The organism is Bartonella queenslandensis AUST/NH15, assembly GCF_000312585.1.
GTDB lineage: Bacteria > Pseudomonadota > Alphaproteobacteria > Rhizobiales > Rhizobiaceae > Bartonella > Bartonella queenslandensis_A.
This window is the reverse complement of record NZ_HE997975.1, coordinates 19299-33514: the sequence shown is the minus strand read 5'-3', so window position 1 is coordinate 33514 and position 14216 is coordinate 19299. Positions and strand designations below refer to the sequence as shown.

At 37.8% G+C, this 14216-nt stretch carries 9 protein-coding genes and 4 pseudogenes; 9 read left to right on the top strand and 4 right to left on the bottom strand.

The genetic code is table 11. The features are described from left to right. From BN338_RS00430 to BN338_RS00405, 6 genes and pseudogenes are all read left to right on the top strand, one after another. Positions 1–391 (top strand): annotated as a pseudogene (locus BN338_RS00430) (restriction endonuclease); the annotation flags it as partial. A gap of 396 nt (positions 392–787) precedes the next feature. After that, positions 788–1222 (top strand): AtpZ/AtpI family protein, encoded by a 435-nt coding sequence (locus BN338_RS00425; protein WP_039758014.1) that lies wholly within the window; start codon positions 788–790, stop codon positions 1220–1222. A 7-nt stretch (positions 1223–1229) separates the two neighbouring features. Beyond that, positions 1230–1988 (top strand): F0F1 ATP synthase subunit A, encoded by a 759-nt coding sequence (locus BN338_RS00420; protein WP_039758058.1) that lies wholly within the window; start codon positions 1230–1232, stop codon positions 1986–1988. A gap of 54 nt (positions 1989–2042) precedes the next feature. After that, positions 2043–2273, top strand: coding sequence for a F0F1 ATP synthase subunit C (locus tag BN338_RS00415; protein WP_012231167.1), 231 nt, complete (start codon positions 2043–2045; stop codon positions 2271–2273). Between the two features lie 129 nt (positions 2274–2402). Continuing rightward, a complete protein-coding gene (locus BN338_RS00410; protein WP_039758007.1) occupies positions 2403–2969 on the top strand; it encodes a F0F1 ATP synthase subunit B in 567 nt (188 codons plus the stop codon). Positions 2970–2980: 11 nt separating this feature from the next. Beyond that, entirely contained in the window at positions 2981–3475 is a 495-nt protein-coding gene (locus BN338_RS00405) for a F0F1 ATP synthase subunit B (protein ID WP_039758004.1), read from the top strand. Between the two features lie 1113 nt (positions 3476–4588). Here BN338_RS00405 and glyS read toward each other — a convergent pair. The 4 genes and pseudogenes from glyS to BN338_RS00385 all read right to left on the bottom strand — a co-directional run bounded on the left by glyS (position 4589) and on the right by BN338_RS00385 (position 10716). Beyond that, positions 4589–6812, bottom strand: a pseudogene (gene glyS / locus BN338_RS00400) (glycine--tRNA ligase subunit beta). Beyond that, positions 6812–7753, bottom strand: a complete 942-nt coding sequence (locus BN338_RS00395) for a glycine--tRNA ligase subunit alpha (protein ID WP_039758001.1) — start codon at positions 7751–7753, stop codon at positions 6812–6814. Before BN338_RS00395 ends, glyS begins: the two are co-directional and overlap by 1 nt. A gap of 97 nt (positions 7754–7850) precedes the next feature. Further along, positions 7851–9545 carry a tetratricopeptide repeat protein gene (locus tag BN338_RS00390; RefSeq protein ID WP_039757999.1) on the bottom strand — a complete coding sequence of 565 codons (1695 nt, stop codon included), beginning with the start codon at positions 9543–9545 and terminating at the stop codon, positions 7851–7853. Positions 9546–9639: 94 nt separating this feature from the next. Next, positions 9640–10716 (bottom strand): polyprenyl synthetase family protein, encoded by a 1077-nt coding sequence (locus BN338_RS00385; RefSeq protein ID WP_083868401.1) that lies wholly within the window; start codon positions 10714–10716, stop codon positions 9640–9642. Between the two features lie 195 nt (positions 10717–10911). On the opposite strand from BN338_RS00385, the gene BN338_RS00380 reads away from it, so the two are divergent. From BN338_RS00380 to BN338_RS00370, 3 genes and pseudogenes are all read left to right on the top strand, one after another. Then, complete coding sequence (locus tag BN338_RS00380; protein WP_039757996.1) at positions 10912–11700, top strand: tRNA1(Val) (adenine(37)-N6)-methyltransferase; 789 nt, start codon at positions 10912–10914, stop codon at positions 11698–11700. A 197-nt stretch (positions 11701–11897) separates the two neighbouring features. After that, positions 11898–12748 (top strand): annotated as a pseudogene (locus BN338_RS00375) (S49 family peptidase). Between the two features lie 222 nt (positions 12749–12970). After that, positions 12971–13881 (top strand): annotated as a pseudogene (locus tag BN338_RS00370) (4-(cytidine 5'-diphospho)-2-C-methyl-D-erythritol kinase). Positions 13882–14216: the final 335 nt, after the last annotated feature.

Here is a 14216-nt window from a genome sequence, read left to right as displayed (position 1 = left end):
TTCTCTCTTAGAATATTATCGTCAAAAAGCGAAATCACCCCGTGAATTAGGAACATTGTTTGAAAACCTTGTCATTGCCTATTTGACGTGGGACCCGCTTCAAAAGCAAGAATACGAAAAGGTTCAAACCTATTGTGAGTGGGCGCAAGAGCGTAATGAAGATGGAACGGATATTGGCATTGATCTGGTCGCTACAATCCGTGATGAAGGAGGCTATGCGGCTATTCAATGTAAATGCTATGACGCTTCTCACATAATTAAAAAAGAAGATATTGATAGTTTTATCGCTGCCTCGGGCAAAAAGATCTTCACCCGTCGCATACTGGTTGATAGCACAGAAACAGATTGGAGTGACAATGTTGAACTGACTTGTGAAGGGCAAGAGGTTCGTAGCAGGTGTGATGTGTGAGTAAAAACGATTAAAGAAAAGAAATGCTTTTTACGCTTTTTTCAAGATGAGGACTGTTGCAATATTGGAGTTAACAAAGTGTATAATGATGCTGGCTTGTCTCTTCATATGCATAAAGATGGTGGACCTGTGAGTTTTATATTTTTACGGAAATTTTTATGTATTTGGGGGTGAGGTTGTGAAATCAGTTTAGGGACTTTAAGAAATATTTTTTTTAAAGCATGTAAATTGAAAAATACGTTATTTATGCGATAAAATTTATACGATAATTTGTGATAGATTTCTTTTAGTGTCTTGACGAATAAATTCGGGAACAATATGATGCACACGGTTTTATAGGATACATTTTTACTTTGCTTTTTGATGAAGGAGCCAATGATGGCGATGGGCGAAAAACCCGTTACAAGCCGCAAGGGGGCTAAAGAGAAAAAGCAAAGAGAGTGTTTTCATTCAGAGGATTTGGAATGTCGTAGTAAGAACTTAAGCGTAGCTTTAGTGCGTAAGCAGGCATTAAGGGAACGTGAGCATAAGGATAGGCGGAAAAAGTCACAAGGAAGGATGGCGGATGCAGTTAAGCTTTCCAGTGAATTTCTGGCAAGTGTTATCGTTGGTGCTGTTTTGGGGGTGGGGTTTGATAAGTTAGCAGGTTCATGGCCTTGGGGATTAGTGTTTTTTCTCTTTCTTGGATTTGCTGCTGGTGTATTGAGTATTCTTCGGTCTGTGGGGTATATTTCCTCCAGTCAATTAGGGCAAAAAGGCGTATTGCGCCAAGATGAACAAAATAAAGGGGCCAATGAGAGGTCCGATAAATGAGGTTGAAGTGACAGCGCACGCTCCAGATCCTATTCATCAGTTTGAGGTTTCACGGCTGATTAAGATTTCCGTAGGAAATATGGATTTATCATTTACAAATGTATCATTGTTTACAGTCGTTACGGTTGTTATAACTTCTGTTTTTCTCTTTATTTCATCATCAAGTCGTGGATTGGTTCCAACGCGGATGCAATCTCTTTCAGAAATGGCCTACGAGTTTGTCGCGTCGACTCTACGAGAATCATCTGGTGTTCAGGGAATGCAGTTTTTCCCTTTAGTTTTTTCCCTGTTTACTTTTATTTTGGTTGCTAACTTTATTGGTCTTTTTCCTTATTTTTATACGGTGACCTCTCAGATTATGATTACGTTTTCATTGGCAATGGTGGTTATTTTGACAGTGATTGGTTATGGCTTTTATAAGCATGGAATCAGTTTTTTGAAACTGTTCGTTCCCAGTGGGGTTCCTGTCGTAGTTTTGCCTCTAGTGACAATGATTGAGATTATTTCTTTTCTCTCCCGCCCCATCAGTCTTTCACTTCGTCTTTTTGCGAATATGCTTGCTGGTCATATTACGCTCAAAGTGTTTGCTGGATTTGTTGTTTCGATGATTGGGGTAGGAATCGTAGGCGTTGGTGGTTCGGTTTTGCCCCTCATTATGACTGTGGCGATTACGGCTCTTGAGTTTTTGGTTGCATTTCTTCAGGCTTACGTCTTTACAGTTTTAACATGTATGTATCTTAATGATGCAATTCATCCAGGACATTAATAGAATTGGCGGTTTTCCGTCGAATAGTGCAATTTCGCTTAAAAGGAGAATAATATGGAAATAGTGCTTGCAGCAAAATATATTGGAGCTGGTCTTGCTTGCTTTGGTATGGCTGGAACAGCTTTAGGGCTTGGTAATATTTTTGGAAGCTATCTTTCTGGTGCATTACGTAATCCATCAGCAGCAGATAGTCAGTTTGGACGTCTCGTTTTTGGTTTTGCTGTGACAGAAGCTTTGGGTATTTTTTCGTTGCTCATTGCTTTATTGCTTCTTTTTGGGGTTTAATCATCATCAAAAGGGTATGTTTATTCTCGCTATGAGGAAAGATTTACCCTTTTAGCTCTCGACCAGAAAAATTGTTTGCCAGTTATCATTGGTTAGAGAGGGTTTAGGCTATTTGAAGGATGAAAGAAGATGTTTGCTTCTAGCGCTTATGCACAGAACACAGAAACGTCGATAGAACATATTAAAAAAGTGGCAGAGCATGCAAATCGTGTATTTCCACCTTTTGATTTTGTTCATTTTAGTTCGCATTTTTTCTGGTTGGCAATTTCTTTTGGACTTTTTTATCTGTTTATTTCTCGTGTGATTGCGCCGCGTATTGGTGGTGTTATTGAAACGCGCCGAGATCGAATTGCATCTGATTTAGATCAGGCTATGCGTATGAAGCAGGAAGCAGATACTGTTGTTGAAACTTATGAGCGTGAATTAGCAGAAGCGCGTTTGAAAGCTCATACTATAGCACAAGCAGCTGGTGAAGAATTAAAACAAAAGGCTGAGCTTGAACGGAAGGAAATTGAAGAGCGTTTAGAGAAAAGACTTGCAGATGCTGAAAAACAGATAACAAAAATTCGGGATAAAGCGATGCAAAATGTTGGTTCTATCGCTGAAGAAGTCGCCCTTGAAATCGTGAAAAAAGTGATTGATGTTGATGTCAGCAGAGAGGCTGTTCGTTCAGTTATTAGAACTGCGAATTATTGAGGAAGACAAAGATGAGTGATACTTTTGGGGCTTTTGTTGGGTTAGTTCTTTTTTTGGCTCTTTTAGTCTATTTCCAAATTCCGCAGAAAATTATACATCATCTTGATGCACGCGCAAAGCGTATCAAGGATGAGTTGGATGAGGCTCTGCGTCTTCGTGAAGAGGCACAAGAAATATTAGCTGAATATCAACGCAAACACGCGGAAGCAGAAAAAGATGCGCAAGAAATTATTGCAGCGGCAAAGCGTGAAGTTGAATCTGTTATTGCTGAGGCTCGTACAAAAGCAGAAGAATATGTAAAAAACCGCAATAAATTGGCAGAGCAAAAAATCGCTCAGGCAGAAGCGGATGCAATACGCATGGTCTCTTCATCGGCTATTGATTTGGCAATTTCTACGGCACGTATCCTTATTGAAAAGGAATTAGATTCTAACAGGGCAGATGAATTCGTTAAAGAGGCTCTTTCGAAAGAATCATTGGGAAAAATGAAAACACATCTTAATTAATGGTATTTTAGAGATAAAAAACTGCTTCTTTAGGTGGTTAATATTTTCAATATTAAATGTTTTAATCTATTATATTGTGGTGGCTAGTTTTCAATTAGTTATGCATTGAGTTTAAAGAGCTATATTATCTAGCCTAGACTTGTCTTTTGATTTTATTCACTAAGATTATAATAAGAAGTGCCGTTATTTTTTTTATGAAGCGATAAGCGAGCACGGTTATTGTGTATCAGTGAAGGATGGTGGTTTTTGTATTGAGGAACTGTTTTTATGTTTAGCGGTTTTGCGAAAAATGCCTCTCTCATTTCAAATCTGCTCCATGTTAAATCAATCAAAATCATTTTCTTGTACGTAACAAGCGGGGATGATTTGTGGAAAAACTGTACAAAGGGCCTATTTCTTGTGAATCATTTCAAGGGCTAAGGACTATTGGTGGCATTTGGAGTTGGCAAAGTGTGGGACAGTGTTAGCAGGCTCCTTTTATAAGCGTAAAGAAGTGTTACTCAATGGCTTTAATTATAGCCATTCATGTGGGCTCCATTACGAAAAGAATTTGGGTGGCTTAAGAAATGTTTCTTAAAAAAAGCCAATGAATGAGCAATCCAAAACTATTTTGTTTTACAAAATATCTATGTGTGAGACAGTTATGCGCTTGTTTTGAAGAGACATTTCTCAACGTATATACTTTCTTTATGTTATGACAACATCTGTAAAGAGTAGCAGCCCTTGTAAAATGTATAAAATCTGCTGAGCGTGATCATCTTTTTGTTTTAGTACAAGTACACAACAGTAGTGCCTATATTGCACCTAGCCCATTCTCCTAATTTTAGCACCGTTCATGAGGAGTGCTTTTACTCTTTTCTTCAATAGGTTACCACATACTAATACGACTTGTGATGTGTAGAGGATTGTTTTAATAAGAGAGAGGAGAGTTATGATGAGAAAAATTTACAATATAAAGTATTATTGACGACAAAAGTTTTACTGCTTTTTAAAATTAGATCAAATCTCACGGGGGAAGTTCTTTATAATATTTTGAAATATTCAATTAATAAAAGTCATAAAAAAGAAAAAATTTATCTTATTATTTTTATCAGTTCATAGGATATTTTAGGTTTAAAGGACAAGTTTTGAAAAGTCTGCAACCGCTTGTGTCATTGTGTGAATACGTTTGAGAAGAGCAAGACGGTTAGCACGAATATCAGGGTTTTTATCGTTCACCAATACCTGTTCAAAAAATAGATCAATCAATTTTCCAAGTGGTGCTAGAATATCGAGTGCAAAGGATAAATTTGTTGCATTGATGGGCGCAAGGATCTTTTTTTCTACGTCACAGATTGCATGATAGAGCTGCTGTTCTTCTTGCTCAACAAAGAGCTCAGGATTAATTTCATTCGCTATTGTTGTATTTTTTTGAAATTCATTTTCGAGAATATTAGCAGTACGTTTTACAGAGGCTACAAAGTTCATTCCATCATGGGTATTGATAAAAGCGATAAGAGATTCCACATGACGTGCAACCAATAAAAAATCATCAGAATCTTTGCTTAAAACGGCTTCAAGGGCATCGTAGCGAGCCCCTTCCTCTTTTAGATGAATTTTTAAACGGTCATGAAAAAAGAATAACAGATCTGACAAAATATACTCTGTTTTTTCTGGAAGAAGATTCTGCAATTGTGGCTTTTCTCTTTGAGAGATTTCATATTTATTTTTTTTGTTGTATGAAAAGATTCATTGCCAACTGAAACAGTGGCATAAGATTGATTTTCCAATCCCGCGAAAGTACAAGCCTAATAATCCCTAAGGCTGCTCGTCTTAACGCATAGGGATCTTTTGACCCCGTTGGTTTTTCATTAATGAGCCAAAAGCCAATGAGCATGTCAATTTTGTCGGCGAGCATGATAGTTATAGCAAGCGGTTCTTGCGGGAGACGATCTGTTGGTCCTTGAGGTTTATAATGCTCTTCAATTGCTACAGCTACGCGAGAATCTTCTCCTTGAAGAAGGGCATATTTGTGCCCCATAACTCCTTGTAGTTCAGGAAATTCTCCAACAATTTCTGTTTGCAAATCAGCTTTTGCAAGGATTGCTGCACGTTTTGCTAAGAGAGGATCTGCTTGTATTAAAGGTGCAATTTTTTGTGCGAGTATAGCGATGCGTTCTACTCTTGCACCTTGCGTGCCTAATTTGGCGTGAAAAGTTACATTCAAATGATCAAGTCGTGCCATTCTTTGATCGAGAGGTTTCTTTATATCAACATCAAATTTTTTTATAGAAGATTCCAATTGTTGAATATCAGGCAAATCACGCTGATCTTTTTGCCAAAAATAGAGTGCATCAGAAAGACGGGCACGAACAACTTTACTATTTCCTTGCGAAATTTCTTTGCCTTCATCATTTGCAAGAATATTAGAAACAAGAATAAAATGATAAGAAAGTTTTACTTTTTCTCCCTGTTTACGGGTGACAAAACATTTTTGATTGGCTCGAATGGTCAAGCGAATAATTTCTGAAGGAATATCAAGGAATGATTTGTCAAAGTCTCCCATAAGGATAACAGGCCATTCAACAAGACCAGCAACTTCTTCTAAGAGGGCATCGTCTTGAACCAGTTCTAAACCTTTTGCAAAGCAAAGATTTTGGGCATCCGCTAAAATAATATTCTTTCGTCTTTCGGCATCCAGAATGACTTTATGGGTTTCAAGTTGCGTCACATAATCATCAAAGCGGCGAACTTGAAATGGCTTTCCGTCACTTAAGAAACGATGACCATAAGTTAGATTGTTACTTTCAAGAGAACCAATTGTAAACGGAATAACATGCGTTTCACCAATTTCTGGTCCGAATATGCAAAGAATATTTTGTAAAGGTCGAATCCATTTTAGAGCACCACTTTTTGCTGAATCTTTTCCCCAACGCATAGATTTCGGCCACGGAAAGTTGCGGATAATATCTGGTAAAATATCGGTAAGAATTTCTTCTGCAGCACGACCTTTTTTTACAATTTTAGCAATATAAAAATCACCTTTTTTATCATCATGTCCAATATGTGCTTCAGAAATATCGTTGAGTCCCGTTGCTCGTAGAAAACCATTAATTGCATGCTGTGGTGATTTTGTACTGGGACCTTTTCGTTCCTCATGGATATCTTTTGAGCGTATAGAAAGTCCCCGTATATCCAATGTTAGTCGACGAGGTGTCCAATATTCACGAGCAGCTTTATAGGCCAATCCAGCATTCACAAGTTGATCTGTAACAGCTTTTTTAAGATCAGCAGCAGCTTTTCGTTGCATACGTGCAGGGATTTCTTCACTGAAAAGTTCAAGAAGAAGATCAGACATTAGGCTTCTCCAGTATGTATTTGTCCAGCTTCTGTGAGTAAGAAGGCTTCCCCACAACGGCGTGCGAGATCACGAACGCGAAGAATATAATTTTGTCGTTCGGTTACAGAAATGACGCCACGTGCTTGCAAGAGATTAAAGATATGGCTCGCTTTAATACATTGATCATAGGCAGGAAAAACACAGCGATGGAATGCATTTTCTTTATTGGGTTTTCCCGCATCAAGAAGTGCGTTGCATTCGCACTCGGCATCGATAAAATGCTGGTGGAGCAATTTTGTATCAGCAAATTCGAAGTTATAATATGAATATTCCTGTTCTGCCTGTAGAAAAATATCTCTATAACTTATTTTGTCTTCTCCTTCCAAACCATTAAAGTTAAGGTCATAGACATTATCAACTCCTTGGATATACATCGCTAGACGTTCAAGACCATATGTGAGTTCTCCTGAAACTGGGGCGCATTCGATGCCGCAAATTTGTTGAAAATAAGTAAATTGAGAGATTTCCATCCCATCACACCAACATTCCCATCCAAGCCCCCAAGCCCCAAGGGTTGGGCTTTCCCAGTCATCTTCAACAAAGCGAATATCATGGAGTTTTGTATCAAGCCCGATAGCTTGTAGCGACTTTATATAAAGTTCTTGTAGATTGGTTGGAGAAGGTTTGAGAAGCACTTGAAATTGATAATAGTGTTGTAAACGATTTGGATTCTTACCATATCGGCCATCTGTTGGACGCCGAGAGGGTTGGACATAAGCAACTTTCCAAGGGCGTGGGCCTAGAGAGCGCAGTGTTGTTGCTGGATGAAAAGTTCCAGCTCCGACTTCCATATCGTAAGGTTGCAAAATTGCACATCCATAGTGAGCCCAATAATTTTGCAAAGTTAAGATGAGTCCTTGAAAAGAACGTTTGGGGTTAAGATACTCAGGCAAATTCACGCTTTATACTCTTTAAATATTGAATGACGCAGAGAGCGACCAAAGAAGTTTTAGTCTTTCCGTTGATTATTTTATGTGGTTTACGGTTAAGCATTGTTTATTGCAAACCAAATTTCAATTTTTCTTGAATTTGTTTAGAATTTTCTGGTTTTCCGTCAATTGCGTGGTTCCATTGAAATATTGCTTCACGTTTACGTCCAACTTTCCAATAGGCATCCCCTAAATGATCATTCAATGTTGGGTCCTCAGGTTGTAGTCTGACAGCATCTTCCAATATTTGAACTGCTTTGTTGTATTCTTTTAGTTTATAATAAGCCCATCCTAAAGAATCGAGAATATGACTGTTGTGAGCTTGCAAAGCAGAAGCTTTTTGCAGCATATGGAGAGATTCTTCAAGCTTCTCACCTCGTTCTACAAGGGAATAGGCTAAATAATTCAGAACCTGCGGTTGGTTTGGAAAAAATTCAAGTGATTTTCGCAAGTCAATTTCTGCTTTTGGCCACTGTTTTAGACGTTCAAAAGCAATACCACGCTGATAAAAAAGTTTCCAATCGTCCTGCTGAAAGTTTTTTATCTGGGCAATAGCATAGTTTAGACTTTTAGTCGCTTCAAGAAATTTATTGTCCTGCATATAAAAGGCAACAAGCGTTATCAAAATGTTACGATCATTGGGAAATTTTTTATTTAACAATGTGAGTAATTTTATTGCTTCTTTGTAATTGTTGTTATTGGCAAGAAGAAATGCAAGATGAAGTTGTCCATCTTTATAATAAGGAGATTTAGGAGATAAAGCCCGATAAAGTTTCATTGCTTGATCAGTATAGTCCAATTTAGCAGAAATGTGTGCGAGCTGAAACAGTGTTGCGTCATTTTGAGGATATAGGGCGAAAGATAATTGTTTGAAAATACGTGCAATGCGCCCTGAATTTTTGTAGTTGAGAGCTGTTCCAAAATTATACAACACCTCGGCTGCTCCTTGTTGAGGTGTTTTAATCAACCTCTCTAAGAAAGCATTTTTTTCAATTTTTTCTCGAAAGTTTTTAAGGACTTCTCGACCTGACAACATTTGTTCGCCATGCTGGATGGTTTGAAGAGCTTGGTTGCGCATATTATGGCGCAATTGGAATGAGGCATAGGCTGTAATAATACGTTCATAGGTATTAGGAGCGATAAGAGTCCCTTGTTTGTTACTCAGTGCTTTAATAAAATATTTTTTTGCATCCTGTGGTCGTTCTGCAAGGTCGTTCATAAGAGCTAAATGATAAGATATAAAAAGCTCATACCAGACAGGACCTTTGAGCTTCTTAAGTTCAGCAATTGCTTGAGATTTTTGTCCAGATCCAAACGTAATCCAAGCTCCGATGAGTTCAGGTATTGGGTTATTGGCTGTCGGAGGTTCTTTTAACTGCAGAAGAAGCTTAGCACTTTTATAGTCTTTTTTGATGAAACTTTCTATCGACAATGTTAAGGAAACAAAGGGAGTTATAACATCTTGCTCTTTGAGTTTTTTTGCTTGTTGCACAGCTTCTTTAAAGTCTCCGACCAAGAGCATAGCTTCAAGAAGCTCTTTTTGTGTTTCAATGTTGTCAGGCTTATAAATGAGTGCCTGTTTAAAATAATTGATAGCAAGATCTGTTTTATTTTCATGATTTGCAACCATTCCAGCTAAATAAGCACCTGTAAATGAGTTTGTATGAGTCGCCATGCTTATTTTACTGTAGGTGGGGGATGGCATCAGCATGATAACCACGATAAAGAGGGTAAAAAGTCGGGATACCGTTGCAGAGCACATGGAGCTAATCCTTTTCAAGATAACCAATCGATTGTGTCGTTTATAAATCATATCTCATTACTTTTTTGAGAAATACTACGATTCTTGCAAAGAATCAGTTTACGCGTGCAATGCAAAACTCAACAGCCTCAACGAGAGCATTATAAGCATGATTTTCATTCATGGGAATAAGAGCATCAATTGCATGTTTTCCATAGATGCGTGCTTGTTCTATGGTATCTGTGATACTATTATATTTCTCCATTAAGTGTTGCGCGTGTGTGAAGGCTTCATTATTGTTATTGCCATTTTCAAGTGCTTCTTTCCAGAAAGCTTTTTCACTCATATTCCCGCGCTCATATGCCAGAATAACAGGCATCGTGATTTTTCCTTCTCGAAAATCGTCCCCTATATTTTTTCCTAAGTTTTGGGCACTACCACTATAGTCAAGTGCATCATCAATCAATTGGAAAGCTAAACCTAAAGATGTTCCATATTCACGTAATGCAGAACGCTCTTTATCTCCATAGCCAGCAACAATGGGTCCTACTTCGGCGGCTGCTGAAAAAAGTGCTGCTGTTTTTGCATTGATGATTTTGAGATAGTCTGAAGGACTGGTTTTCATATTTTTTTCAGCAGAAAGTTGCATAACTTCTCCTTCGGCAATAATTGCAGCAGCGTTTGCTAGGACAGAGAGCGCTTCTATAGAACCAACATCAACCATCATTTTAAAAGCTTGCCCCAACAAGAAATCTCCCACAAGAACACTTGCTTGATTTCCCCAAATCATCCGTGCTGTAGATTTCCCACGCCGTAAATTACTTTCATCAATTACATCATCGTGCAGTAATGTTGCTGTATGCATAAATTCAACGGCTGTTGCAAGTTTTATATGCCCGTCACTTTGATAACCAAACATATGAGCAGAAGCGATGGTAATCATTGGTCGTAACCGCTTTCCCCCTGATGAAATAAGATGATTAGAAATTTCAGGAATCATCTCAACCTCTGATTGTACCATAGAGAGAATAAATTGATTGACGCGCTCCATGTCTTGTTGAGTAAGATTGATAAGAGATTGAAGAGAAATTGAATTATTTCTTATTTGTTCTGGTTTTATAACTGCACTCAATATGTTAACTCCTAAAATATTGCAATGAACATATATAAATTTTATTTTATTGGTTAGCATAAAGGGGGTTTTGTTTTGACTCAAGCCTTTGATGTGGCTTTGAAGTGTAAGCTTTGAATGATCTTGTTAAGAAATGTTCTTTAATTAAGTGTAATGTTGTTGTTATAAAATGATAAAAAAATTAAAATGGTAGCTGAAGAGCGAAAGTGCAATTTATACAGTGCAATTTATACAAAGTGAACATTAGACTTTTAAATGGATAAAGTATCGAATCAAAGTGGTGAGACAATTGACAGTTTTCATCGCGGAAAATTTTATTTAGTTCAACCTCATAAATACGGCCATCGTTCTGGGATGGATGCTATGTTATTAGCCGGTTTGGTTCCTACTGATTTAAAGGGCAATGTCGTTGATTTGGGGGCTGGGGCTGGAGCTGCAGGGTTAGCTGTTGCTTCGCGTTGTCCGCAAGTTCATGTTACATTGGTTGAACGCTCATCTTTTATGGTATCTTATGCACAAAAAACGCTTATGCTAAAGCAAAACAAACAATTTGCTGGCCGCATTTGTTTGCTAGAAGCAGATGTTACCTTCAAAGGGAGTGAACGTATAAAAGCAGGTTTGATAGATAATAGCTTTGATTTTGCCATTATGAATCCACCTTTTAATAATCCTACTGATCGCAAGACACCTGATAAACAAAAATCTGAAGCACACGTTATGCCAAAAGCGATGTTTGATAACTGGTTGCGGAGTGCAGCAGCGATTGTTAAGCCAGGTGGATACTTAGGACTCATTGCGCGCCCACAATCAATGGCAGATATTTTGCGTGCTTTAGAAGGGCGTTTTGGTGGTATTTGTATAGTTCCTGTGCATGCACGTGCAAAAACAGCAGCAATTCGTCTTTTATTTTACGCAAAACGAGGAAGCAGAGCAGCTTTATCACTTTTACCGGCATTGGTTATCCATGAAGGGGATAGCCATATTTTTTCACCACGGATTGATGCAATTAATAATGGATATATAAGCTTGTGGGAACTTTTGTAATAGTATCTTGCGTTTTTCAGTTTATTATTTAAAGTCTACACTTTGTTATTAGGGTTATTAGGGAGGTTTAGCTTTGGGTGAAGTTATATTTCTGGTTGTAATGTGGGGGGCGATTGGCGTTTTTGGATGCTATCGCGTTGTTCCTTTTTGTTGTCCTTCCTTCTTTAATTTTTCTTAACTTATAAGGAGATTTTGTTTTGATTGATGTTATCAAGAAACTTGTTCCCTATCGTTTTTCTTCCAATAAATTGGAAATTCCTGTCGTTCGCCTTCAAGGGACGATTATGGATTCATCAACATCTATATCTCGTACGCTTTCCCTCAGTAGATATGCCAATCTTTTAGAGAAGGCTTTTGCATACAAAAAAGCACCGGCTATTGTCCTTATTATCAATTCTCCTGGTGGTTCACCTGTACAATCGCGTTTAATTTTCAAGCGTATTCGTGATTTGGCAGAAGAAAAAATAAAAAGGTTCTTGTATTTATTGAAGATATAGCAGCATCCGGTGGTTATATGATTGCTTGTGCGGGAGATGAAATTTTTGCAGATCCTTCTTCGATTGTTGGTTCCATTGGGGTGGTTTCAGCTTCCTTTGGTTTTCCGGAACTTTTGAAGAAAATTGGTGTGGAGCGGCGCGTTTACACAGCAGGAAAGAACAAGGTTACACTCGATCCATTTCAGCCTGAAAAAAAGGCGGATATTGAGCATTTGAAATCTCTCCAACTGGAAGTGCATCAAACTTTTATTGATTTGGTTAAAGAACGGCGTGCTACAAAATTAGCAGATGATTCGAATCTCTTTACAGGAATGTTTTGGAGTGGAAAAAAAAGCGTTGAACTTGGTCTGATTGACGGGTTAAATGATGTCCGTTCTGTTATTAAGCAGCGCTTTGGTCGTGATGCAAAACTTCGACTTATTACGCCTCCAAAAAGTTTTTTAGGCCTTAAAACGCCTTCAGGAGTGACTGCTCATACAGTTTATACAGCAGTTGACAGCGCGTTGATGGCAGTAGAAGAGCGGGCGCTTTGGCAGCGCTACGGTTTGTGAGGCCAAGAATCATTCGAGAGGGGGGATATATAAAAACAGATGATAGAAGAAAAAAGGCTTGAAATGATACAAAAGTTTATTTTGTATAAGGACTTTTCATATTTATGATTTGTTTAGAAAACGATTAAGAATGTTTCAAGCTGTTTATAGGGTTGGTACTAAAGGTACGGATGAAAGGGGCATATTTATAAAAGAACTCTGTATAGGTTAATATTACGTCATATGATATCAAATGTAAAAGCTTCGATCCAAAGACATGTCTCATGTATTTACACCCATTAAATTGAATTTAGCTTTGCATATTGTGGGGCAACGTACTGATGGTTATCATTTAATAGAAAGTTTGGTTTATTTTAGTCTTAGCGGTGATTGCCTGTACTATACGTCTTGTGAAAGTGACCAGTTTGTTTTAACGGGGCTGTTTGCAAAAGGGCTTGTTTCTCATTCAGATAATTTGGTTATTCGCGCACGCGATTTTATGCATAAGACTTTTCCTGAAAGTGCTCAACCTGCTTTTTTTCGACTTGTAAAAACACTCCCTATTGCTTCAGGCATTGGTGGAGGTTCAGGTGATGCCGCAGGGGTTATCAGTATATTGCGTCAACAGTGGAATCTTGATTGTTCTTGTGAAAAATTAGCAAAAATGAGTTTAGTTCTTGGTGCTGATGTTCCCATGTGTCTTTTTGCATTGGAATATCAGCAGCCACTTTTGGTAAAAGGGATTGGCCAAGAGATTATACGACTAAAAGAAGCCTGTTCTCTTGCGATAGTATTGGTTAATCATGGCCAAGAGATTTCAACACAAGCTGTTTTTAAAGCGTTAGACAAGCATCATCATCCTTCTTTAAAAATTAATCCAGTTGCTTTAAAGACTGTTGATTCATTGGTTGAAGCTTTACAAGAAACGCGAAATGATCTTTTTTCTCCGGCAATTAAAAATGGCACCTCAGTTAGCTGAAGTATTATCTGTATTAGATGAATGTGGCTCTCTTTTTTCCCGTATGTCTGGAACGGGGGCAACTTGTTTTGGTATTTTTAAAAATCAACAAGCTGCGCAAAAAGCAGCTCTTTTGATCAAGTCAATGCACCCAAATTGGTTTGTAAAACCGATCATGACTTTGGGAAATATTTGAGAAGCAAAAACTTTTATTTTGTCCTGATTCTACTATACATAATGAAGAGGGTAACTAAAGAAATCTGTTTTTTGTTTTTTTAGATAAAATGAATACATGCGAGAATAATCTTTTAGAAGAGAAAATGGACAATAGCATACTCTTTATCTCATGGTTTGTTTTTATCTTTTGTGTAAGAATTTGCAGAATGTTTGAAGAGCCATTTAAAACTGTAATGCTTGCAGAAAATAAACAGGCTACAGACATTAAGTGTATATTTGTTGTATTTGTGATTTATCAAAGAGGTTTAATTTGCTGCTTCAACCAAATTTTTCGTGCGAATTAGATTTGCAGAA

Coding starts and splice junctions, on each gene's coding strand:
- BN338_RS00415 (WP_012231167.1), top strand. CDS start 2,043: ATGGAAATAGTGCTTGCAGCAAAATATATTGGAGCTGGTCTTGCTTGC.
- BN338_RS00390 (WP_039757999.1), bottom strand. CDS start 9,545: ATGTGCTCTGCAACGGTATCCCGACTTTTTACCCTCTTTATCGTGGTT.
- BN338_RS00410 (WP_039758007.1), top strand. CDS start 2,403: ATGTTTGCTTCTAGCGCTTATGCACAGAACACAGAAACGTCGATAGAA.
- BN338_RS00380 (WP_039757996.1), top strand. CDS start 10,912: ATGGATAAAGTATCGAATCAAAGTGGTGAGACAATTGACAGTTTTCAT.
- BN338_RS00425 (WP_039758014.1), top strand. CDS start 788: ATGGCGATGGGCGAAAAACCCGTTACAAGCCGCAAGGGGGCTAAAGAG.
- BN338_RS00405 (WP_039758004.1), top strand. CDS start 2,981: ATGAGTGATACTTTTGGGGCTTTTGTTGGGTTAGTTCTTTTTTTGGCT.
- BN338_RS00385 (WP_083868401.1), bottom strand. CDS start 10,716: ATGCTAACCAATAAAATAAAATTTATATATGTTCATTGCAATATTTTA.